The following is a 23141-nucleotide window of genomic DNA, read 5'->3' on the forward strand; positions in this document are numbered from 1 at the left end:
GATCACCCACTAACCAACCCCCACGAAACCGCGCAACTTTCAACCGGCCTTGACAGCGGCGGACGGCCCCTCTGTGGTCAAGTCCAGCAAGCCGATGCCATACCGATGCTACGACTGCCGTAGCTGGTTCTCCGTTAGAACCGGCACCGTTGTGAAGTCCAGCCGTGTGTCTCTGTGGAAGTGGCTGATCGCAATGTTCCTCGCTACGACCGACCCCCTTGGCGTATCGTCCGTCAAGCTGGCGAAGGACATGGGTGTCCAGCACAAAACGGCCTGGTTCATGCTTGGCAGGAGCGGAGGCGTCACGGACTGGGTTCGGCATAAACGTACTCGCCCCATGCCTCCATTACGGGCTTGCGTAGATCAAGGAGGTCGGACCGGGCGTAGGCACCCTCGACGCCGCCTACCGAATGGGCCAGTGCCTGTTCTGCCACTTCGCGGGGGACGCCGGTCTCGGAGCACCAGTCCCGAAAGCTCGATCGCAGTCCGTGGACGGTTCCGATATTGAGCCGGCGGAACGTAGCGGCGAGCACCCCGTGGCCGGCCGGCTTGCCGCTTCTCCCGGGGAACAGCAACTCGCCATCGGTGTGCCGGTACGCCTCGTCGAGCACACAATGCGCGGCGCTGCTGAGCGGTACCCGATGTTCGCGGCCTGCTTTCATCCGCTCGGCAGGGACCGTCCATACCCCAGCCTGGTGGTCGATCTCCGACTTGGTAGCAAGCCTCACTTCTGTGGTTCTGGCTGCCGTTAGTGCTAGGAACTCGATGGCCAACCGAGTCGATGTGGCTACACCCGACTCGCGGACCTTCCCCAGCGCGTCTGCTACTTCGGAGTGGTGGAGAGCCCGGTGGTGAGTCGTCGCGTTGGTGCGCTTGGGTAGAACCGCGGTGAGAGCCGGCCCTGCGGCGTCGTCCGGCCGGTAGCCCTGCGCCACCGCCCAACGCATGACCTGGCTGATCCGTCGCCGTAGAGCCTCGGCTTGCCGCGGTGCCGCATGCCAAATGGGAGAGAGCACAGCCAACACATCCGCGGTCGTGATCACATCAACTCGTCTGTGACCAAGCTTCGGATATACGTGGCGGCTGAAACCGTTGCGCCACGCTGACTCAGTTCGGCTACCCGGCTTCCAACCGTCGCGGTGCAGGGCAATGACCTTATCGGTGGCCCTCGCGAAGGTAGGAAGCCCCCCGCCTCGAGGATCCCTACCCGCTTCGATCTCACGCCGGTTCTTGAGCGCTTTTCGTCGGGCCTCGCCGAGCGTGACGGTCGGATAGGTGCCCAGCCCGAGGTAGGTAGGTTTGCCACCGATTACAACCCGTTGGGCCCAAACTTTTGACAGCCGACCGTTGCGGGTTTGCTTGACTCGGAGGGTCAAACCGAAGCTACCGCGCCCGTCGCCGTAGGTTCCTGGCGTGGAAATGGTTTTGCAGAAGGCTGCAGTGAGTGTTTTGGGCCGCCGCATTCTCACCTCGCATGTAGGGCTAGTCGGGCACGATGTTACTTATGATGTTACATTTTCAATGGGATTATGTGAAACGAGGTGGGTGCCTCTGTAACCGTAGGTCCTGGGTTCAGGGACCAAATACCCTGATAGATGGCGGTTTTGAGGTACCCTGTGAATCCCTATGTAACCACTGTGGGCGTTGACGGGCTCGAACCGCCGACCTCTTCCTTGTAAGGGAAGCGCTCTCCCAAGCTGAGCTAAACGCCCTGGGAACGCTGCATTGTAGAAGAACCCCAGGTGGAGCGACCAGCCCCCGGTGCCCTACGCCGGATCATCACCGTTGGGGAGCCGTACCCGCCAGCTGTCGCCCCGGCTAGACAGCAGGGCATCGGCTTCCCGGGGACCCCACGAGCCCGCCGGGTAGGGGGCAGGCCGGAGACCCGCCTCGAGTAGCGGTGTGTAGAGCCTCCACGCCTGCTCGACTTCGTCGGATCGGACGAACAGGGTGCGGTCGCCGCACATGACGTCGTACAGCAAGGTCTCGTAGGCGTCGGGAAGGTCTCCGAACGCCTCCTCGTAGGCGAACGACAGCGGCTTGGTGGCCAGCTCGGGATGGTCGCCCGGTACCTGGACATCGAATAGCAGCTCGAAGCCCTCGTGAGGCTGGAGGCGGACGAAGAGGACGTTTCCCTGGTGTCGGCTCCGGTCGAAGGACTTGAAGAGCGGCACCGGCAGCTCGCGGAATGTGACCGCCACCTGCGTGAGGCGGGTCGCCAGTCGCTTCCCGGTCCGCAGGTAGAAGGGCACCCCGTGCCAGCGCCAGCTGTCGACGAAAACCCGCAGCGCCGCATAGCTGGCGGTGCCCGAGTCATCGACCACCCCCGGCTCCTCCCGGTAGCCGCGCACCCTGCGTCCGTCGATCCGGCCGGCGGCGTACTGGCCCAGCACCACGTCGTCGGGCGTGAGCGCCCGGATCGACTGCAGCACCTTCACTTTCTCGTCGCGTATCGCCTCGGCGTCGAACGACACCGGCGGCTCCATCGCCACAAGGCTCAGGACCTGGGTCAGATGGTTCTGGACCATGTCGCGGAGCGCTCCGGACCGGTCGTAGTAGCCCGCCCGGGATCCGATGCCGACATCCTCGGCGACGGTTATCTGGACGTTGGAGATCCGATCCCGATTCCACACCGACTCGAACAGCGGGTTGGCGAACCGGAACACCAGGAGGTTCTGGACGGTGGCCTTGCCGAGGTAGTGGTCGATCCGGTAGATCCGGCTCTCGTCGAAGGTCTCGTGAAGGATGGAGTTCAGCGCGACCGCGGACTCCAGGTCGACCCCGAAAGGCTTCTCCACGACAAGACGGGTCCAGCCCTCACCGGCGGCCAGGCCTGATGCGCCCAGGCCCCTTACGGTGGGGCCGAAGGCCGCCGGGGGCAGGGCCAGGTAGAAGATCCGGTTGCCCGGCAAGCCGTGGTCTCGCTCGAGGGCCTCGATGCGGCGCCTCAACCCGTCGTATCCGTCCGCGCCGAGCTGGTGGTAATGCATCACCGCGTCGCACCACTCGGCCGGACGGCCGCCGGGCGTGTCCAGCAGCATCTGGCCGGGCGAGGCCTTCTCGATGGCGTCGCGGGACCGGGTCCGGAACTCCTCGTCACCGAGGGCCGAGCGGGAGACGCCGAGGATGAGGCACCGATCGACGAGTCCGTACTGACGGACCAGGTGATAGAGGGCCGGCGCCAGCTTCTGGTAATACAGGTCTCCGGTGGCGCCGAACACCACCAGCAGGTGCCGGTCAACCGCTCGGGATCCGATCGTCGGCAGTGACTCCACCAGTGCCTACCTTCTCATCAAACCGGCCACCGTCTCGAGCGCGGAGCGCGGGTCACCGCTGAGCCCGATCCGCAGCACGCGGCGGTCCCGGCCGGACAGGGCCTGGTAATCGCCGGCCGCCTGGCCCTTGAGCAACTCCCCGAAGCTGAAGTCTGTCTCCGGAACATCGACGTCCAGACCCGGCGAATCCACCAGCTGGAGAAACACCCCGTTGTTGGCGCCACCCTTGTGGAGCTGGCCGGTGGAGTGGAGAAACCGGGGCCCGTAGCCGAGCGTGACCGGCACCCGGTACCGATCCCGGAGAAGCGGTACGAGCGACTCCAGAACGGGTGTGGCCGGACCGTCCATGGGGAGGTACGCGTGTACTCCGACGTAGTCTCCCGGCTCGATCATCGCCGCCCAGTCCCCCAACGCGCCGGCGAGCCGGGGGGAGTCGCAGAGAATCTCCTCGACACTGCCCTCCAGACCCCCGGGCGACATGGCTTGGCGGGCCAGGTCCTTGGCCACCTGGACATCGGGCTGGTTGAAGGGGTTGATACCGAGAACGGATCCGGCGGACGCCACCGCCATCTCGCTGCGGAACATCTCCGCCCCCAACTCGTCCAGGTGGTGAAGCGTTATGCCGACGATCGGATGGCCGCGACGTCGCAGCCCGGCCTGGGCCGCCTCCCACTCGGAAGGCTCATCGCCCTCGAGGGCCATGAAGACGAAAAGCCGATCCCGCCCGTAGCTCGCCGGATCACCCAGGGGCTCACCGGCCACCGGAACGATGCCGGTGTTGTTCTTACCCGTACTCTCCGCCACCAGCTGCTCGACCCAGGCTCCGAACCCGGCAACCGCCGGTGAGCAGATGTACGTGAGCTTGTCCCGGCCGGCCAGCGCCGACTCGCCCATGACCGCTCCCAACCGGAGTCCCGGGTTGGCGGCCACCGGCCGGTCCGGCCCGCACTCCTCGGCCATAACGCGCGCCTTCGCTTGAAGGCTCTCGATGTCCATACCGATCAGGGCGGCCGGAACCAGACCGAACGGCGTGAGCGCCGAGTAGCGCCCCCCGACCTCTGGCGGAGTGGAGAAGACCCGGCGGAATCGCCGCTCGCGGGCCAGGGCCTCGAGGCCCGAGCCCGGATCGGTCAGGGCTACGAAACGGTCGCCCGGGCGATCATGGACGCTCGACACCATCCCCCAGAAGTAGCGGAACAGTGACAGCGTCTCGATGGTACCTCCCGACTTGGAGGCCACCAGGAACAGGGTCCGGGACGGATCGATGCCGGCAGACACCGCCCGCACAGCCTCGGGGTGGGTGCTGTCCAGGACGGTCAGCAAGGGATGGCCGGGGGCGCTCCCGAACGTCTTGGCGAATACCTCCGGCGCCATGCTCGACCCGCCCATCCCGAGCAGCACCACCCGGTCGGCGGCGGCGCACACTTCCTCGGCGAAGGCCCTCATAGCGGCCAGCTGCTCGGTCTCGTAGGGCAGCCGGAGCCACCCCAAGCGGTTGGTGAGGTCAGGTATGTCCTCAGCGGACCACAGGGCGTGGTCCCTGTCCCACATCCTCACGGCGTAGCTCTGTTCGTCCCATGCGGCCAACCGGCAGTGAACCCGATTGGTCAGGCTTCCCAGGGCAAAAGAGTGCGTAGGAAGATCAGGCATCATCCGTCCCGGTCCGCGTACTCGATGCTCCGACGTTACCCGGATTCTCCGGGCTCACGGCCATCCTCCAGGCGCTCCATCCAGTCCGGAGGCGACACCGAGGTAACGCGTCACCCCCACCGTTTGCAATCGCGCCACTCATCGAGGCGACCGAAAGAGAGGTGACTCGCTGGAACCTCTCGAAACAGGCCTCTTGACTCTAAGCATCGTTGAAGGTAGTCACTATGGTATGGGAACCACAGCGGCGATTCTCAAGGCCATGCGCAAGAACCCGACGGGTGTCCGGTTCGCCGACCTTGCCAAGGTGTGTGACGAGCATTTCGGACCACCACGGCAGACCGGCGGCAGTCACCGGGTATACCGCACACCTTGGTCGGGAGATCCGCGGGTGAACATACAAGGCAGCCGAGGTATGGCGAAGGCTTACCAGGTGCGACAGGTCCTCAAGGCGATCAGAAAGTTGCAGGAGCATGGCTACTGACCACTACACATACCGGGTGATCTGGTCTCCAGAAGACGGGGAGCACGTCGGTCTCTGCGGTGAATTCCCGTCGCTTTCCTGGTTGGCACCAACAATCGACGAGGCAATGGCCGGAATTCGTCGGCTTGTCGGCGAGGTCTCCGCCGATATGCAAGCCGCCGGCGAGCAGCCTCCCACCCCCACCGCGATGGTTCGACCAGCCGTGTAGCGGAAGCCGGCCACCGGGCCATCTGGACACTCTATAGCCCCGAGCGAACATGTGTTCGTCTATACTGCCTTGGTCCATGGCAGAACTTCGCTGGACCACGACCGACGCGCCCGGCAACAAGAGCGCATTGTTCGACGCGGTGGTCGAGCGGCGGATCGGTCGGGGCGCCTACACGGGACTCGAGTTCCTCCACGTTGAGTCGCGCACCATCATCAACCGGGTACCGCAATCTTCGGCATTGCCATTCGAGTACACCATCAACGCCTACCGCGGTTGCAGCCATGCCTGCACCTATTGCTTCGCCCGACCCACCCACGATTATCTGGGCCTCGGCATCGGGCGCGACTTCGACACCAAGATCGTGGTCAAGATCAACGCACCCGAGGTCCTGCGCCACGAGACCGCCCCGCAGCGCTGGGCGGGCCATCCGATCGCGATGGGAACCAACACCGACCCCTACCAGGCGGCCGAGGGCAAGTACAAGCTGACCCGCCAGATCATCGAGATACTCGCCGAACGGGGCAACCGGTTCTCGATCCTCACCAAATCGCCCCTGGTTCTCCGGGACCTGGACGTCCTGACCCGGGCCGCCAGGACCGCCGAGATCAGCGTCAACTTCTCGATCGGAACCCTCGACACCGATGCCTGGTCGCGCTCGGAGCCGGGAACGGCCCACCCCCGCAAGCGTCTCGACGCGGTCCGGCGGCTCAACGAGGCGGGCATTTCCTCCGGGGTGCTCATGATGCCCATCCTTCCCGGAATCTCCGACCATCCCAAGCAGGTGGAGGAGCTGGTCAGGGGAGCCGCCGAGGTCGGGGCACGGTTCATCATGGGCGGATACCTGCATGTACGGGGACCGCTCAAGGACCATGTGTTGGAGTGGATAGACCAGGACTACCCCCACCTGTCACGGTTCTACCGGCACACCTACGGAACCAGGTCCTACGCTCCCCCGGCCATGCGCCGGCGGCTCGGGGGCCTGATCCGGCGCTCGAAGACGGCCCATGGCGCTCCAGGCGGGGAACGTCGGCAGCCCCGTGATCCGGCACCCGCGAAGCAACCCGACCCCCAGCTCACCCTGTTCGCCTGATCGGATCCTCGGTCCGACCGCGGGAGGAGTCCCGAGCGGCCGGACCGGACCGCACTATCAGGCGACCACCGGCACCTCCGCCAGCGCCGCGGCGATAGCCTCGGACGGGTACTCGTAGTCGTGGAGTTCGCCGGACAGGAAAGTGTCGTAGGCGGCCATGTCGAAGTGGCCGTGGCCGCAAAGCGCGATGAGGATCACCTTCTCCTCGCCGGACTCCCGGCACTGACTGGCCTCCCGGAGCGCCCCCGCTATGGCGTGGGTGGGCTCGGGGGCAGGGATGATCCCCTCCGTCCTTGCGAACTGCAGGGCGGCTTCGAAGCATTCCACCTGGCCGATCGCTTCCGCCTCCATCAGCCCGAGTTCGACGATGTGGGAGACCAGCGGTGACATCCCGTGATACCGCAGCCCGCCCGCATGGATCGGATCCGGCACGAACCCGTGGCCCAGGGTGTGCATCTTGATGAGCGGTGTCATGCCGATGGCGTCCCCGAAGTCGTAGCGGTACTCTCCCTTGGTTATCGAGGGGCATGCCGCCGGTTCCACCGCCCGGATGGTGGGGTTGATGTTCCCGGCCAGCTTCTCCCGCAGGAAGGGATAGGACAGGCCCGAGAAGTTGGAACCGCCCCCCGTGCAGCCGATGATCACATCCGGGGTCTCGTCCACCTTGGCCAGCTGGGCGGCAGCCTCCTGGCCGATCACCGTCTGGTGCAGGAGGACGTGGTTCAGCACCGAGCCGAGTGAGTAGTTCACATCCTCGTTGGTGGCCGCCACCTCGACCGCCTCTGAGATGGCGATACCGAGGCTGCCCGTGCTGTTGGGATCCTGGGCCAGAATGGCCTGGCCCGCATTGGTCACCTCCGAGGGACTGGAGTGGACCGCGGCGCCCCACGTCCGCATCATGGAACCTCGATAGGGCTTCTGGTCGAACGAGGCGGCTACCTGCCAGACCTCGCACTCGAGGCCGAACATCCGGCACGCCAGGGCGAGCGCGCTCCCCCATTGACCGGCGCCCGTCTCCGTGGTCAGCTTCCTTACGCCTGCTTGAGCGTTGTAGTAGGCCTGGGCAACCGCAGTGTTCGGCTTGTGGGATCCGGCCGGGCTGGCACCCTCGTACTTGTAGTAGATGCGGGCCGGCGTATCGAGCTCCCTCTCCAACCGGTGGGCCCGGTACAACGGGGTGGGCCTCCACAGGCGGTAGATGTCCCGCACCGGCTCGGGGATCTCTATGTAGCTGTCCTGCGAGACCTCCTGGAGGATGAGGTCCATCGGAAACAGCGGCGCCAGATCACCAGGGCCCACCGGCTCGAGGGTTCCGGGGTGGAGCACCGGAGGGGGCGGCGCCGGCAGATCGGGGATGATGTTGTACCAATGGGTCGGGATATCCGACTCGTCAAGCAGAATCTTGGTCGGTTCCGTCATCGACTACTCCTCCGCCTAGCCAACCTAGGCTCGATCGCGGGTACTGCCGGAACGCAGAACGGTACTCGCTCGCGCCGCCCGATGCCCACAGCCGGCCTGCGAGTTCCGGCCCCGATCCGAGAACCGTGTCACATGGGAGGCACCCTGCTTTCGCCCGAGTCTCCGCCTGCCACAATGAGACCTGTAGCCGCCTCAGGAAGACCGTTGAGTACCACCACTTCACCGGCCAACCGGCCGGCCCCGCCCGACCCGAAAGACTTCCTCGGCTTGGACCGTCTCCTCGATCCTGAGGAACGCCTGCTTAGGGACACGGTTCGCCGGTGGGTGGGCGATCGGGTACTCCCGTCGATCGGCGACTGGTTCGTCGAGGGGATCCTGCCCAGGGAGCTGGCCACCGAGTTGGGCGGGCTGGGCCTGCTGGGGATGCACCTGGACGGCTACGGGTGCCCGGGCGCGTCCGCGGTCGAGTACGGATTGACCTGCCTCGAACTCGAGGCGGGCGACTCGGGACTCCGCAGCATGGTGTCGGTGCAGGGTTCGCTGGCCATGTTCCCCATCCGGGAGTACGGGTCGGAGGATCAACGCCGGGAGTGGTTGCCACGAATGGCTTCGGGCGAGGTCCTGGGGTGTTTCGGCCTCACCGAGCCCGATTCCGGCTCCGATGCCGCCTCGATGCGCACCACCGCACGCCGAGACGGTCCGGATTGGATCCTCAACGGCACCAAGACCTGGATCTCCAACGGGTCGGTGGCGGACGTGGCCATCATCTGGGCCCGAGCCGAGGATGGAGTGCGAGGGTTCATCATCCCCACCGATACTCCGGGATTCGCAGCCCGCGACATCCCGCGCAAGCTCTCACTCAGGGCCTCCCATACCTCCGAGCTGACCCTCGACGACGTACGGCTTCCGAGAGAAGCGGCGCTGCCCGGCGTATCCTCGATGCGTGGCCCGCTGTCCTGCCTGACCGAAGCCCGGTACGGCATCGTCTGGGGAGCGATGGGCGCCGCCCGCTCGTGCTACGAGGCGGCGCTCGACTACGCCACCACCAGGCAGCAGTTCGGCCGGCCGATCGGCGCGTTCCAGCTCACCCAGCGCAAGCTGGTGGAGATGATGGTCTCCGTGAACCGGGGACTGCTGCTCGCCCTCCATATCGGACGCATGAAGGATCGGGGTCGGGCCGGCTCCGAGCACGTGTCTCTTGGCAAGTTCGACAACGTCCGGATGGCGCTGGATGTCGCCCGGACCGCCCGATCCGTGCTGGGAGCGAACGGCATCACCCTCGACTACCCGGTAATGCGCCACATGAACAATCTGGAATCGGTGATCACCTACGAGGGCACCAACGAGATCCATACCCTGATCCTCGGCCAATCCCTCACCGGATTCCAGGCCTTCACGTAGGAGGGCCGCGGCCACCCCCGATGACCATCTTCATCGGCCTCCTCGCCCCACTGTCCATCGGGCTGGCCGATCACATCGGAACCAACGTGGGCCGGCGCGGGCGCCTTCTGGCCACAGTGCTCGCGATCTACGTTTTCACCCTGCTGTCGACGCTGATCCTGGCGGTCTGGTGGGGCGGAAGCCCCACCGTTCCCGACCTGGTGCTCGGCGGCTGCTCCGGCGTGTCCTCCGGAATGGGTCTAATCCAGCTCTACCGGGGCTACACCACCCGGGGCACGGGAATAGTGGGGCCGGTGGCCGCGGTAACGGGAGCGGCGGTCCCGATCGGGGTGGACACCATCGTGTCGGGCCTCCCCTCGATGGTGGTCGGCTCGGGACTGGTGGTGGGCCTTATCGGTGTCTGGCTGATCGGCATGAAGGACCCTGGAGCGGAATGGGATCTCATCGCCATGAAACACGGCCTGACCTCAGGTGTCCTGTTCGGCATCACCGCCACATTGCTGGGCTTGACCGGCGATGACGCGGGGACCTGGCCGGTGGTGCCGGGGAGGGTGGTGGCTGTGGCATTCGTCCTGCTGCTGATCCTCATCCGCAGGGAGGCGACGTGGCCCCACCGGGGCACTACTCCTCAAGCCGTCATGGTGGGCATACTGGGCGGGATCGGGCTCGCGACCTTTACGCTGGCCGCCCAGGTCAACCTGGCCGTGGCCGGCCTGTTCTTCCAGATGGCCTACGGTGTCACGGTCCTCTTCCAGGTCCTCTTCTCCGGAGAGCGCACCACCCGTATCCAACAGGCCGGATTCGGGGTAGCGGTGGTTGCCCTGGTGCTGATCATCCTGGGTTAGCGGTCTGCGGGTGCAGGCTGTTTCCCGCCGGGTAAGCGGACGGCAGGCGCCCAAGTAGAATGCGGGAGGCTCGGGGGTGTAGCTCAGTCGGCAGAGCACCTGGTTTGCAACCAGGAGGTCGTCGGTTCGAATCCGATCACCTCCACCGGTCGCCGGGTTGGGGACTCTGAGGTCATCCGCATACGAGGGGAGACAGGCATGCACCGGGCAGTCGTCGTCGACGCAGTGAGAACACCCACCGGCAAGCGGAACGGCCGCCTACAGGGCTACCACCCGGTCGACCTGGCCGCCATCCCGCTGCGAGCCCTCGTGGAGCGCAACCAACTCGACCCGGCCCTGGTGGATGACGTGATCATGGGATGCGTGACGCAGACCGGTGAGCAGGGCTTCAACGTGGGTCGGAACGCGGCGCTCGCGGCCGGCTTCCCCGAGGACGTGGTGGGCACGACCGTCGATCGCCAGTGCGGCTCGGCACAGCAGGCCTCCCACTTCGCCGCCCAAGGAGTGATGGCCGGTGCCTACGACGTGGCGATCGCGGCCGGCGTGGAGTCGATGAGCCGGGTGCCCATGGGAATCACCGCCCAGCAAGGACCGGGACGGCCGTTCGGGCCACGCATGGTTGAGCGCTACGCCAACAGCCTCGTGCCCCAGGGGATCTCGGCGGAACTCATCGCCGAGAAGTGGGGCCTGTCTCGGGAACGTCTCGACCAGATCGCCTACCGCTCCCACATGAGATCCGCGAGGGCCACCGCCGAAGGTCGGTTCGCCCGCGAGATCGTCCCGGTCGAGGTCAGCGCGAACGGCTCCGTGGAGACGATGACTATGGATGAGGGCATCCGTCCCAACACCACACCGGAGGTCCTGGCCGGGCTTCCACCGGTCTTCAAGGCGGACGGCGTGGTCACCGCCGGTAACTCATCCCAGATCTCGGACGGGGCGGCGGCCGTGTTGATCATGTCGGAGCGGAAAGCCGGTGAGCTAGGACTGGAACCTAAGGCCTACTTCCTGCAATTCGCCGTGGCGGGCGTGGATCCGGTCAGCATGCTCACCGGACCGATCCCGGCCACCGCTCGCGCCCTGGAGCGGGCCGGATTGGGCATCGACGACATCGACCTGTTCGAGGTGAACGAAGCCTTCGCCTCCGTGGTCGGGATCTGGCTGGCAGAGAACGGCGGATCCGACCCCGACGCCCTCTGGGAACGGACCAACGTGAACGGCGGGGCGATCTCCACGGGCCACCCTCTGGGCGGAACGGGCGCCAAGCTGACCGCCACCCTGGTACACGAGATGGAGCGCCGGCAGTCTCGCTACGGACTCCAGACGATGTGCGAGGGCGGGGGCATGGCCAACGCCATGATTCTCGAGCGGGCCGCGTAGAACGCCGGCGAAGAGTACGGGATGGCGTTCTCAGGCCCCTACACCAACCGCTGACCACTGAAGGATGACGCTCCTCAACATCATCATCGCCGTGGCGATCGGCGCCGCCATCTGGACCGCCTCCATGGCGGTGATCCGGGCGGTGGCCAATCCTCCACCGGTAGTCGATCCCGATGATGTGGTCGAGACCCGCCGGCGCTTCCGGTGCAGCCTATGCGGCACCGAGGTGACGATGACGGTCACCAACACCACCGCATCCAACCCGCCGCGTCATTGCCGCGAGGAGATGGACGAGGTACCGGTCACCTGAGCCCGCCGGGACGGGCGGCTCCCCGAGGCACCGACTATCCACAGCCGTGGATAACTACGTGGAGAACTACAGGGCTGTAACTAGACCACTTGGTCTGTCTGCGGAACTGCGGTGTGGTAGGGCGTTGGCAGCGGTGTTCCTCGCAAGGCCCGCTGACGAAGGCGTACCCGCAGCGGTACGTTGAGGAAGCGGAACGCAGCGACGGGACACCGATGACGGCCAGAACACGCCTGGCTGTTTCGCAGACAGACCACCAGCCTCGAGGCAACGCTGGGCCAGTGCCCACACCACCTAAAGCAGCGCTACTCGCGTGTCAGCGGCGGGATGGCGTGCGCGGCACGGAGGAGCCCGGGAAGATCGGAACTGGCGGGGCTTCAGTGATAGTTGGTCGTCATCAGGAAGCCGCCGCCCATCGAAGCCAGCCCGACCAGCAACAACCACGAGGGCGTGTCTAGCACGTACCGGGTCACCACCATCAGAACCCCGAGAGCCATGAGACCGAACATCACGGCCACGTAGAGCTTCGATGATTCCTTGGCCTTCTTCCCCCGGCTCGCAGCGCTCTTGGGCGGTGTCGGACGACCCGCCGTCTTGCGCTTACGACGTCCCTTGGATTGCGGCATGTGGACCAGGCTACCACCGCCGGTTCCGAGCCGGACGGCCCGGTCCCGCTAGCGGTGTTCCGTACGAACGGTTCGGTAGGCTTGGCGGGCGATGCGGGTGCTGGTTCTGGACAACTACGACAGCTTCACCTTCAATCTGGTCCAGTATCTGGGCGAACTCGGCGCCGAGCCGACCGTGGTCCGCAATGACGAGATGGACGCGCCCGCCGCCGCCCGGTTCGAACCGGAACGGCTGGTCATCTCACCGGGACCGGGACGGCCCGAGAACGCCGGCTATACGGAGTCGTACATAGGACACTTCGCCGGACAGGTGCCCATCCTGGGCGTGTGCCTTGGTCATGAGGCCATCGTCACCTCGTTCGGCGGCGCCATCGACCTCGCCCCGCGGATCATGCACGGCAAGACCTCCTCGATCCGCCATGACGGCAAGGACGTCTTCTCCGGTCTTGAGAATCCCTTCGTCGCTACGAGATACCACTCGCTGGCGGCCAGCGAATTGCCCGACGTGCTCGAGCCGTGCGCCTGGAGCGAGGACGACGTCATACAGGGAGTCAGGCACCGAGAGCTTCCCATCCACGGCGTGCAGTTCCATCCGGAGAGCGTGCTCACCGACGAGGGGATGGCCCTGCTCGACAACTTCCTGACCGGCCGGTCCTGAATCAGGCCCCGGCAATCAGCCGGGCGTGATCAGTGATTGTGCTCGTCGTGGTGAAGGTCGGTCGGGTCAGACTCCAGATGGATGGATCGTTCGTGGGAGTGATGCCTATCCGTCTCGTCGTGATGAGGATCGTCGAGGAACAGGTGGGTGCCCTCTACGTTCATCAGCCCCAAGCCGTAGGCGGCCGTCAGCTGCGATGCCGTGAGGACCTCGCTGGGCGGACCGGCGGTGACCACGCGCCCTGCCAAAAGGACCACGTAGTGGGCATCCCAGGCTTCGGCCAGGTCATGAGTGGTGACGATGACCGTGCATCCGTGAGCGTTCTCGGAGCGGATGGTGTCGCGGACCGCCTGGATGGACACCACATCGAGGCCGGTGGCCGGCTCGTCGAGCAGCAGGATGTCGTGGTCCTGCGCCAGCCCTTGGGCCAGCAGCACCCGGTGGCGTTCCCCGCCCGAGAGCCGGGAGAGATGCCGCAAGGCGAGGTGGGTGATGTTGGTCCTCTCCATCGCCTCGTCGACCATCCTGCGATCCTCCCTGGTAAGAAGGCGCAGGGGCCGGCGGCCTGCGTAGCGGCCCATGCTCACCACCTCCCGAACGGTGACGGGTAGCGAGGGATTCACCTTCGTCTCCTGGAGCACGTAGGAAGTGCGGTAGGTCCGTCCGTTCCTGGACCCCACGGTGACGCTACCCGATGCCGGTTGGACCAGTCCGGCAAAGGCGTTGAGGAGCGTCGACTTGCCTGCGCCGTTGGGACCGATCAGCGCCGTGATCGATCCGGCGGGGATATCGACGCTGGACTGCTCTACGACCGTCTTCGAGCCATAGCGGAACACCGCGTCCCGGACTGTCACAGCCGGTCCATGAGCCCCCATCGCGTCCGGGGTCGGAGCCTCGACTGATGACACGGCCGCCACCTATTCGTCTACGACTCCGAGTTATCGCCCTCGGAGTCCACCACCGGGGCAGTGTAATCACCGAGTACCACCAGCACGGTCTCGCCCCGTAGGAACACCTCGCCCGGGCCGGGCGCCTGGCGGGCGATCCTCCCGTCCAACTCGGGCGCGTCGACCGCGGCCCTGGATGCGGCAACCTCCAGTATCAGACCCAAACCGGCCAGAGTCGCTTCCGCCTCCTCAGGAGTGGCGCCGGTGAGGTCGGGAACCTCGACCAGATCCGGACCCGTGGATTCGTACAAGGTGATCATCTCGCCCACCGGCAGTTCCGTCCCCCCCGGCGGATCGGTGCGGATGACCACGCCCACCTCATGGCTCGGGCTGGGCTCCTGAATGACCTGGACCTGCATGCCGGCCTCCCCGAGCAGGACGATCACATCAGCAACCGGTTGACCGGCCAGTTCCTCGAGTACGAACATCTCCGGACCTTCGGAGATGACCAACTGAACACTCCATCCGGGGTTCACGTCCGCTCCGGGAGCAGGCTCCTGGCGGGCCACCACCCCGGGCGGCACCTCGTTGCTGCGGGCCGAAGTGGTTGAGACCTCCAGGCCGAGCCCTTCGAGCATTCCCTCCGCTCGATCGCGGCTCAGTCCGATCACCCGGGGCATTTCGATCGGCTGTGGACCGGCCGAGATCACCAGCTCGACCACCGTTCCGACCTGGGCTTTGGCCTCGCCCGCCGGATCCTGACTGATCACCAGACCAACCCCTATCGTGTCGTGGCGGGCGGTGCGCTCCGTGAAGGCGAACCCTTGACCTCGGAGTTGCCCGATGGCGCGCTCCCTGGTGGAGCCGACCACGGTGGGAACCTGCAACAGGGCCGGGCCGTCGGAAACCACCATATTGACCTGCGACTCCTCCTCGGCGACCGTTCCAACCGCCGGCTCGGTCCGGATCACCGAGTCCTCCGGAGCCTCGCTGAACTCCCTGCTGGTCGTGACCAGGAATCCCGCCTCCTGGAGCACGATGCGCGCCTCCTCCTCGGATAGGCCTGTCACGTTGGGAATCGCAATGGTCACTACCGGCACGGTGGTGGACGGCGCCGGATCGTTCGAGAGGCTGTTGAGCAGGAGGTATGCGCCGAGCACCACGCCGGCGGCCAGGAGAACAGCGGTGAGGATGAAGGGAAGTTGCGAGGGCTGGCGGGGCTGGCCCCGCTGACGCCGGTAGGCATCGTCGTCTCGCGGCGGGGCAGGCGGCAGGTCCTGCGGGGTTGGGGCGCGGGCGGGAGGAGCGACCGGGGCCTGACTGACGGGCGAAGGCCGGCCCTGTAGCAGCACCAGCAGGTCATGGTGGATGTCGGCGGCCGTCCCGTAGCGTCGATCAGGGTCCTTGTCGAGAGCGCGCATGACCACGTTCTCGAGCTCCAGCGACACGTCGGTATTGAGCCTGCTCGGCGGAACGACCTCGGCGGTGACGTGCTGGTATGCCACCGACACCGGGCTCTCCCCCCTGAAGGGGGGACGCCCCACCAGCATCTCGTAGAGCACCACTCCAAGGCTGTAGATGTCCGACCGTTCGTCGGCCGGGTCGCCACTTGCCTGTTCGGGGCTGAAGTAGGTGGCGGTTCCTATGACCGATCCCACCTTGGTCAGGCCTTCGGAAGCATTGCGAGCCCGGGCCACGCCGAAGTCGGTCACCTTGACGCTGCCGTCCGTGGTAAGGAGGATGTTGCCTGGCTTGATGTCGCGGTGGATGACACCGCTGCGGTGAGCGGCGTCAAGCGCCTTGGCGATTTCCGCTGCTATCTCGGTCGCTCGACGCGGCAGGAGCTTGCCCTCGGCCTGGATAATGTCGCGCAGGGACCGCCCCTTGACCAACTCCATGACCATGAAGTAGGTGCCGTCCTCCTCGCCCCAGTCGTAGACCGACACCACGTTGGGATGGCTCAGGTTGGCGACCGCGCGGGCTTCCTTGCGGAATCGGGCCACGAAGGTGTCCGTCTCCGCAAACCGGTCGTGCAGTATCTTGACAGCCACCTTGCGGTCGAGGAGACGATCCCGAGCCTCGAACACATCCGACATGCCACCCCGCGCGATCTGCGCGGTCAACTCGTAACGACCCAGCGAGTTCGGAGCAACCATTCAGGAATGCACCACTTGACCGCGCACGATGGGGCTCGGATGGTGGCCGACCAGTTTCATACCAGGTAGTTTGCCACGGGCGAGGCCCTTAGCGTTTGTTTGTCACGTGGTCTGTCTGTGGAACGGCGGCGTGGTATGGCGTCGGCAGCGGTGTTCCTCGCAAGGCCCGCTGACGAAGGCGTACCCGCAGCGGTACGTCGAGGAAGCGGAACGCAGCGACGGGACACCGATGACCGCCAGAACCCGCCAGGTTGTTGCGCAGACAGACCACTTTCGCGTCTGTCTGTGGAGCGGCGGTGTGGTATGGCGTCGGCAGCGGTGTTCCTCGCAAGGCCCGCTGACGAAAGCGTACTCGCAGCGGTACGTTGAGGAAGCGGAACGCAGCGTCGGGACACCGATGACCGCCAGAACACGCCGAGCTGTTTCGCAGACAGACCACAATGGTCTGTCTTGAGATGTGGCCAGTGGCCGGTGAGATACCTGGAGGTAGTCAAGTTCAGTCAGTACCTCAACCCCGTTGGGTCGTACGTCTCAGTCCCGGTACACCATCTACTGACCAACGACTACTTGGAGCTATTCGTCTGAAGCGCTGGTCGGGATCATGCCGATCCAGGCGCCCAGCACGGCTCGACCGACGGAAGCCGCCGCCGCTCTGCCCGGCCCGCCCGCGCCGGGCCCGTCCGGATAGACGACCACCGCCACCACGATGGTGGGGCGGGTCGCGGGCCAGACGCCGAAGAACCACCCGGCCGGCTCGCCCGCACCGGTCTCGGTAACTCCCGAGTTGCCGACAGCCTCCGGCGGGCGGTCCTGCGAGGCGCCGCCGACCACCAGTGGGCGGCTCTCTCCGTAGAGCGACAGGGCTGCTTCGTAGCCGAAGGTATCGGCCATGGGTTCCGGGTCCGCTCGCGAGACCTGATTGGAGTCGGCGTCGAACACCCGAGCGGTGACGTGCGGGCGCATAATCAGCCCGTCCTGCCCGGCGCCGGCCACCCGCGTGGCGATACCCAGCGCCGAAAGCGGATCCATCTCGTCGAGAGTGATCGTTCCCTCAGAGGTGAGGAGTCTGGGCAATGACCCTGCGATGGCCCGGTTGTCGAGGGGGCCGTCGGTGCTTTCCGTCAGGGCGTCCCACACCACCGCGGCGTTCGTTCCGACCAGGGAATTGGGATTGAATGACGGCGAGCTGACCATCGCCAGTACCTGACCGGTGGCAGGATCCAGGGCAACCACCGCTCCCCGCCGATCACCCAGGGCTCGGGCGGCGGTCGCTTGAAGCTCGTGGTACAGCGTCAGCTGGATCGAACGGGGTCGCAGGTCGTCTCCGAGCAGCGCGTTGAGGATCCCCGAAGTCGTCAGGTCACGGCGCGACCTGAGAAGCGAGGCGTGGGCGGCCTCCACGCCCCGGTCCCCGAACAGCGCCGACGAGAAGCCGACTACGTGCGCGTATACCGACCCGTACAGGTACTCGCGCCGGTACGCGCCGGGATCGAGAGGATCGGGCACCGATCTGGCCAGCACCACCGAGTCCGCGGAGAGGATCTCGCCGCGTTCCCGACCCGACCTGGTCAGCTCCACGCGCGGATTCCGCTGGTTCTGGCGCAGCCTGTCGGCGGCGATGGCCTGCCAGTAGGTGAGGTCCACCACGAGAACCAGGAAGAGGACACCGAGAAGCAGGACCACCCGGCGGATCGGGCCGTTCATACCCGTTCCTCATGACTGACGCGGGCCAGCACGGCGAGAATGACGAAGCCGGCCATCGTCAAGGACACCCCGTACGACAGGAAAGGAATCGGCATGGCGGTACCGGGCAGGAGCCCCACCACCCCGGCCACGGACATCGCCGCCTGTCCACCAAGGAGCAGCGACAGCCCGCCCGCGAGGAGTTTGTGGAACACTTCCCTGGCCCGCAACGCGATACCGAACCCGGTGACCACCATCAGGGCGTAAGCGGCCAGCACCACCACGGTCCCTGCGAGGCCCATCTCCTCGCCGACGGCCGCGAACACCAGGCTGGTGGTCGACTCCGGTATCAGGTCGGGGTCGCCAAGACCGAAACCCGTACCCGAAAGGCTGCCCGCCGCCAGCCCGAACAGGCCCTCGGCGAGCCGGTTACCCGGACCCTCCGGTTGGGTCCATGGATCCGTCCATACCGTTATCCGGCTCTGGAGACCCTCCGACAGCCAGGGGCCGGCAACCAGCCAGAGGACGCCGGCGCCGAGCCCGCCAACCAGATAGGCGGACCGGTTGGTTGCCATGTAAGCCATCACGCAGAACATCCCCACCACGATCATGGCCGTTCCGGAATCCCGGACGGCGATGCTGATCAGGACGACCCCCAGCAGGAGGATCGACTGCCAGACCGTCGTGACCCGGGCCGGGCGGAGCGGGGCTGTGTACCGACCCCCGGCGGAGAAGAAAGCCTGCCGCTCGGCCAGGAGGATGGCGAAGAGGGCCACCATCACCAACTTGACGATCTCGCCGGGGTTGAGAACCACCGCAGGAGCCGACCTCCACGCCACCCAGGTCGTCCCACCATCCACGCCCAGGGAAGGGACCGCGACCAGCCCGGCCGCGAGGGCCAGGAGAGGCCACCAACCACCGCCCCGATGGCCCAGACCCTTCTCCGAGACGGCGTAGAGCCAGAGGGCGGACATGGTGGCGCTGAGCAGCAACCACCAGCCATGAAGGCCCGCCAGGTTCTCGTCCAAGCGATAGATCGTGACGAAACCCACCGCTGCGAGGATGGAAGCGGTGGGAATCAGGAGGGGGGTGGCGTCCGGCGCCCAGGCTCGCATCGCCACGAGGAGCAACCCGAACGCCACGGCCAGCACCAGGAACGCCGCCAGTGCCGGCATGGCCCGGACCTCCTCCCGGGCCAGGTTGACGAGCACGACTCCGAAGGCGGCCAGGCCACCTGACCCGCAGACGAATACGACTTCCGCCGGCCGGCTCATCGAGTCGGGCCGTCCGGACGTCCGCGCCATGCCCCACGGACCATCGGGAGCGGACGGGGTGACCCCTTCAATCCCCGCTCGCTTCGTCCTCTGCGATCGCCACCACGATTACGGACACGTTGTCCACCCCTCCCGACCGGTTGGCGGCTTCGATCAGCGCCCACACCGCCTCCGATGGCGCCCCACTCTCCAGGATGCCGGCGATCCGATCATCTCTGACCATCGATGTGAGACCGTCGGAGCACACCAGCAGGCGGTCACCTGCCGAGACCTTCAGTCGAACTCTGTCAACCTCCAGGCCAGGCTCGAATCCCAGTGCCCTCGTGAGGACGGACCGCTCGGGATGGTGGCGCGCCTGTTCCTGGGAAAGCCGTCCGGCATCGACCTCTTCCTGAACGAAGGTGTGGTCGATCGTGAGCTGCTTGAAGCGTCCGGCATGCCACCGGTAGGCGCGGCTATCCCCGACGTGCCCGAGGGTGACCTCGCCGTCAGGACGCAGTTCGGCGACCGTGAGCGTGGTGCCCATTCCGGCCAGCCGGGGATCCCCGAAAACCCTGGCCAGGATGGCATCGTTGGCCGCCCGCACCTGATCCTCAGGTGTTCCGGCGGTCTCGACCACCGCCTTGATGGCCACGCTGCTGGCCACCTCCCCGCCGTGATGGCCCCCCATCCCGTCCGCGACCGCCACCAACAGCGAGCCGGATGTCCGACCGTCATGCTCCGGATGGATCGAGTCCTCGTTGTTGGGACGCTTGCGGCCCGTGTCGGTTCCGGCCGCCCAGACGAACCTCACTTCACCTCCAGCACGGTCTTGCCGATCTGGATGGAGTCGCCCCGGCTCAGCGCCACCACCGCGATCACCCGCTTCCCGTTCACGTAGGTACCGCTGGTGCTACCCAGGTCCTCCAGTGTGAGCGACTCCTCCTCGGGATCCAGGCGGGCATGGAGATCCGACGCGTAGGCGTCGTCGATGAGTACGTCCGCCTCGCTGCCGCTTCCCAGCACGATCGGGCGACGGACATCGAATTCCAATCCGCTCTGGGTATCGCTCCTGACCACGGTGAGCCCGGTACCGGGACCGCTCAGGACCCTCCAGGGCTTGGCGCCGACATGCTCGGCCACCGCGGTGGCCACCCGCCACACCAGCAGGTAGACGATGGCCACGAAGATGAACTTCAAAGCGACCAGGATCGCCGCGGGCATCAGGAGGGTGCTGAAAAAGACGGGGATGGATCGGTTCGCGATCCCTTGACCTGGTGCTTCATTGTCGGCTATCTGGCCAACTGGACATTTTTCAGTACCCTCCTATGAAACCATCCTCAGACGGCGCTCGACCACGCCGACGGGTGCCCGCGCCATCCGTGCCTCAGCATCCTCGGGGTCGCGCGCCGGTGCCACGCCGGTCAGTCTACGGCACCGGACAATCGCGCTCACCGGTAGCTCCCAACCCCCGTGAACGTGGCGCGCCGCCGGTACCTAGCCCTGATTATTCCTGTTCCCAGCACACCAATGCGGATCAGGCCACTTCAACCACATGGTTTGCACAAGCTGCCACCCTTCACCCTGCGGCTGATTCCGCACCGACCGGAAGAAGGGCTGTCAGACGGCCAAAACCCCAGGCCAAGGAGTATGGAGCATCCATTCTCGTCACCGGGACAAACCCCCACCATGAATAATCGGGGCTACGGCATGGAGCCGGGTTGTGGATCGTAGGCTGGTTGGGCACAATCGCGACCAGCGAGCAGGGGAGTGGAGAAAGTGCCCGCAGGAACCCGACCCGTAGTGGTGATCGCCGAGGTGCTGGCGGCTAGTTGCGCGGAGTACCTGCGAGACACCTGCGAAGTGGTGGAGGCGGCCGGGGAGCCCAGGTCCCAACTCTTGGGCATGCTCTCGGACGCCGAGGGGTTGGTGGTCCGCAGCGGCACCAGGGTCGACCGGGAGCTCCTGGAGGCCGCTCCCCGGTTGCGCGTGGTCGGCCGGGCCGGCGTAGGCGTGGACAACATCGATCTCGACGAGGCCACCCGCCGCGGCATCCTGGTGGCCAACGCTCCACTAGCCAACAGCGTCTCGGCTGCTGAGCATGCCTTCGGGCTGATGCTCTCCCAGGCCCGCAACATCGCCCGGGCCGATGCCACCATCCGGGCCGGCAGGTGGGACCGGGCGGCCTTCCGCGGGGTGGAGCTCCACGGCAAGGTCCTAGGCCTGGTGGGTCTGGGCAGGATCGGTGCGCTGGTGGCGCATCGGGCTCTGGCGTTCGGGATGAGCGTGCTGGCCTACGATCCCTACATCACCGCGGACCAGGCCCGGCAGGCGGGAGGCGAGCTCCGGGACCTCGACTCGCTGTTGGCGGAGTCGGACTTCATCTCCCTCCACCTCCCGAGGACCCCGGAGACCGAGAACCTGCTCGACGCAGTCGCCTTCGGCAAGGTCAAGCCGGGAGTGCGGATCGTCAACGCCTCCCGCGGCGGGATCATCGATGAGGATGCCCTGGCTGCGGCGATCCGCTCGGGACGGGTAGCCGGCGCGGCGCTGGACGTCTTCGCGACCGAGCCCCTGGTCGGCGGGCCGCTCGTCGAGCTTCCCCAGGTGGTGCTCACCCCCCACCTGGGAGCATCCACGGCCGAGGCCCAGGACAAGGCAGGTCTGCACATCGCCGAGTCGGTGGTGGCCGGGCTGATGGGCGAGCCGGTTCCTGCCGCCGTCAACCGGGTCTGATCGCTCCGCCCTCCCGGACTGTATTCTTATGCATCTTTTATGTATAATCATGCAGTCATGACAGCCAAGGTCGCGGTACTAGGCGCCTCCGGGTACGCCGGGGGCGAACTCATCCGGCTGGTGGACGACCATCCGGAGTTTGAGATCGCCTACCTCGGCGCGCATAGCCGGGCCGGATCCCGGCTGGGCGACGTCCATCCGCACCTTGGCGGCGCCGCCCGCCGGTTGGAGCCGATCCGCGCCGACCTCCCGGACCGGATCGACCTCGCCTTCCTCGCCCTACCGCACGGCTCGTCATGGGAGCCGGCCCATCTCCTGGCCGAGGCCGGGGTGGCGGTGTTCGATCTGGGGAGCGACTACCGGATGGACACGCCCGAGCGATACGAGGCCGCCTACGGGAGTCCTCACCCCCTTCCCGCCGAGTTGCCCGCCTGGCTGTACGGGCTGCCCGAGCTGTTCGGCGACACCCTTCCCGGCGCTCGCCGGGTGGCGGTCCCCGGCTGCTACCCGACCTCGGCGCTGCTGGGCCTGGCCCCACTCCTATCCGCCGGCCTGATCTCAGGTCCGATTGTGGTGGACTCCATGTCCGGGGTTACCGGAGCGGGGCGCGGGCTGAAGGCCGGGCTCCTTTACGGAGCGGTGGATGAAAGTGTCAAGGCGTACGGAGTGACCACCCACCGCCACCGGCCCGAGATCGAGATGGGGTTAGAAGGCGTCACCGGCGTCCCCGAGTCGGTGCAATTCACCCCCCATCTGGTACCCATGCAGCGGGGCATTCTCTCCACCTGTTCAGCCACGCTCACCCGGGCCGGGGAGGTCGACTCGACCCTCCGGGACGCCTATGACAGCTCCAGTTTCGTGGACGTGCTCGACATACCACCCCAGACCCGGTGGGTCGTGGGCTCCAACCGCGCCCTCATCTACGCAGCAGAGGACGAGCCCACCGGACGCGCCATCATTACCGTCGCGATCGACAACCTCGGGAAGGGCGCCGCCGGCCAGGCCGTCCAGTGCGCCAACCTCGCCCTGGGGCTGCCCGAGGCAAGCGGACTGACCGCGGTCGGGTGGTTGCCGTGACGACCGGCCACA

The 23141-nt window shown here is 66.4% G+C and carries 20 protein-coding genes, 2 tRNA genes and 1 pseudogene; 11 read left to right on the top strand and 12 right to left on the bottom strand.

Going from position 1 to position 23141, the window contains the following annotated elements:
- Positions 1 to 302 precede the first annotated feature (302 nt).
- From OXM57_00790 to OXM57_00805, 4 genes are all read right to left on the bottom strand, one after another.
- Positions 303 to 947: a site-specific integrase gene (locus OXM57_00790; GenBank protein MDE0351218.1), complete on the bottom strand. Its 645-nt coding sequence runs from the start codon at positions 945 to 947 to the stop codon at positions 303 to 305.
- Positions 948 to 1638: 691 nt separating this feature from the next.
- Positions 1639 to 1712 (bottom strand) — tRNA-Val (locus tag OXM57_00795).
- A 54-nt stretch (positions 1713 to 1766) separates the two neighbouring features.
- Positions 1767 to 3275, bottom strand: a complete 1509-nt coding sequence (gene zwf / locus OXM57_00800; GenBank protein ID MDE0351219.1) for a glucose-6-phosphate dehydrogenase — start codon at positions 3273 to 3275, stop codon at positions 1767 to 1769.
- 6 nt (positions 3276 to 3281) lie between these two features.
- Complete coding sequence (locus OXM57_00805; GenBank protein ID MDE0351220.1) at positions 3282 to 4925, bottom strand: hypothetical protein; 1644 nt, start codon at positions 4923 to 4925, stop codon at positions 3282 to 3284.
- Between the two features lie 229 nt (positions 4926 to 5154).
- On the opposite strand from OXM57_00805, the gene OXM57_00810 reads away from it, so the two are divergent.
- The 3 genes and pseudogenes from OXM57_00810 to OXM57_00820 all read left to right on the top strand — a co-directional run bounded on the left by OXM57_00810 (position 5155) and on the right by OXM57_00820 (position 6704).
- Entirely contained in the window at positions 5155 to 5406 is a 252-nt protein-coding gene (locus OXM57_00810) for a toxin HicA (GenBank protein MDE0351221.1), read from the top strand.
- Positions 5396 to 5572, top strand: a pseudogene (locus OXM57_00815) (toxin-antitoxin system HicB family antitoxin). The gene OXM57_00810 and the pseudogene OXM57_00815 overlap by 11 nt, the downstream one beginning before the upstream one ends.
- Positions 5573 to 5690: 118 nt before the next feature.
- Positions 5691 to 6704 carry a radical SAM protein gene (locus OXM57_00820; protein ID MDE0351222.1) on the top strand — a complete coding sequence of 338 codons (1014 nt, stop codon included), beginning with the start codon at positions 5691 to 5693 and terminating at the stop codon, positions 6702 to 6704.
- Between the two features lie 57 nt (positions 6705 to 6761).
- Here OXM57_00820 and OXM57_00825 read toward each other — a convergent pair whose 3' ends face one another.
- Positions 6762 to 8123 (bottom strand): TrpB-like pyridoxal phosphate-dependent enzyme, encoded by a 1362-nt coding sequence (locus OXM57_00825; GenBank protein ID MDE0351223.1) that lies wholly within the window; start codon positions 8121 to 8123, stop codon positions 6762 to 6764.
- Between the two features lie 204 nt (positions 8124 to 8327).
- Here OXM57_00825 and OXM57_00830 point away from each other — a divergent pair, with 204 nt between their 5' ends.
- The 5 genes from OXM57_00830 to OXM57_00850 all read left to right on the top strand — a co-directional run bounded on the left by OXM57_00830 (position 8328) and on the right by OXM57_00850 (position 12056).
- Positions 8328 to 9524 carry an acyl-CoA dehydrogenase family protein gene (locus OXM57_00830; protein ID MDE0351224.1) on the top strand — a complete coding sequence of 399 codons (1197 nt, stop codon included), beginning with the start codon at positions 8328 to 8330 and terminating at the stop codon, positions 9522 to 9524.
- Positions 9525 to 9544: 20 nt separating this feature from the next.
- Complete coding sequence (locus tag OXM57_00835) at positions 9545 to 10369, top strand: hypothetical protein (GenBank protein ID MDE0351225.1); 825 nt, start codon at positions 9545 to 9547, stop codon at positions 10367 to 10369.
- A 72-nt stretch (positions 10370 to 10441) separates the two neighbouring features.
- Positions 10442 to 10514: transfer RNA gene (locus OXM57_00840), tRNA-Ala, on the top strand.
- A 53-nt stretch (positions 10515 to 10567) separates the two neighbouring features.
- Positions 10568 to 11746: a thiolase family protein gene (locus tag OXM57_00845; GenBank protein MDE0351226.1), complete on the top strand. Its 1179-nt coding sequence runs from the start codon at positions 10568 to 10570 to the stop codon at positions 11744 to 11746.
- Between the two features lie 64 nt (positions 11747 to 11810).
- Complete coding sequence (locus OXM57_00850) at positions 11811 to 12056, top strand: hypothetical protein (protein ID MDE0351227.1); 246 nt, start codon at positions 11811 to 11813, stop codon at positions 12054 to 12056.
- A gap of 374 nt (positions 12057 to 12430) precedes the next feature.
- Here OXM57_00850 and OXM57_00855 read toward each other — a convergent pair whose 3' ends face one another.
- The gene (locus OXM57_00855; protein MDE0351228.1) at positions 12431 to 12679 is read right to left on the bottom strand and encodes a cell division protein CrgA; all 249 of its coding nucleotides are present in this window, start codon (positions 12677 to 12679) and stop codon (positions 12431 to 12433) included.
- A 91-nt stretch (positions 12680 to 12770) separates the two neighbouring features.
- Between OXM57_00855 and OXM57_00860 the strand changes: the two genes are divergently transcribed.
- The gene (locus tag OXM57_00860; protein ID MDE0351229.1) at positions 12771 to 13337 is read left to right on the top strand and encodes an aminodeoxychorismate/anthranilate synthase component II; all 567 of its coding nucleotides are present in this window, start codon (positions 12771 to 12773) and stop codon (positions 13335 to 13337) included.
- A 29-nt stretch (positions 13338 to 13366) separates the two neighbouring features.
- On the opposite strand, the gene OXM57_00865 is transcribed toward OXM57_00860, so the two are convergent.
- The 6 genes from OXM57_00865 to OXM57_00890 form a co-directional block, all read right to left on the bottom strand.
- The gene (locus OXM57_00865) at positions 13367 to 14245 is read right to left on the bottom strand and encodes a metal ABC transporter ATP-binding protein (protein MDE0351230.1); all 879 of its coding nucleotides are present in this window, start codon (positions 14243 to 14245) and stop codon (positions 13367 to 13369) included.
- 17 nt (positions 14246 to 14262) lie between these two features.
- Entirely contained in the window at positions 14263 to 16380 is a 2118-nt protein-coding gene (gene pknB / locus OXM57_00870) for a Stk1 family PASTA domain-containing Ser/Thr kinase (GenBank protein ID MDE0351231.1), read from the bottom strand.
- A 573-nt stretch (positions 16381 to 16953) separates the two neighbouring features.
- On the bottom strand, positions 16954 to 18084 hold the full coding sequence (locus OXM57_00875) for a penicillin-binding transpeptidase domain-containing protein (GenBank protein ID MDE0351232.1): 1131 nt from the start codon (positions 18082 to 18084) through the stop codon (positions 16954 to 16956).
- Positions 18081 to 19367, bottom strand: a complete 1287-nt coding sequence (locus OXM57_00880; GenBank protein MDE0351233.1) for an FtsW/RodA/SpoVE family cell cycle protein — start codon at positions 19365 to 19367, stop codon at positions 18081 to 18083. Before OXM57_00880 ends, OXM57_00875 begins: the two co-directional genes overlap by 4 nt.
- Before the next feature lie 37 nt (positions 19368 to 19404).
- The gene (locus tag OXM57_00885) at positions 19405 to 20130 is read right to left on the bottom strand and encodes a protein phosphatase 2C domain-containing protein (GenBank protein MDE0351234.1); all 726 of its coding nucleotides are present in this window, start codon (positions 20128 to 20130) and stop codon (positions 19405 to 19407) included.
- A complete protein-coding gene (locus tag OXM57_00890) occupies positions 20127 to 20540 on the bottom strand; it encodes an FHA domain-containing protein (GenBank protein MDE0351235.1) in 414 nt (137 codons plus the stop codon). Before OXM57_00890 ends, OXM57_00885 begins: the two co-directional genes overlap by 4 nt.
- A gap of 546 nt (positions 20541 to 21086) precedes the next feature.
- Between OXM57_00890 and OXM57_00895 the strand changes: the two genes are divergently transcribed.
- Positions 21087 to 22052: a hydroxyacid dehydrogenase gene (locus OXM57_00895; protein ID MDE0351236.1), complete on the top strand. Its 966-nt coding sequence runs from the start codon at positions 21087 to 21089 to the stop codon at positions 22050 to 22052.
- A 57-nt stretch (positions 22053 to 22109) separates the two neighbouring features.
- Positions 22110 to 23129, top strand: coding sequence for an N-acetyl-gamma-glutamyl-phosphate reductase (gene argC / locus OXM57_00900; protein MDE0351237.1), 1020 nt, complete (start codon positions 22110 to 22112; stop codon positions 23127 to 23129).
- Positions 23130 to 23141 lie beyond the last annotated feature (12 nt).

This window comes from bacterium, from assembly GCA_028820935.1.
Classification (GTDB): Bacteria; Actinomycetota; Acidimicrobiia; order Spongiisociales; family Spongiisociaceae; genus Spongiisocius.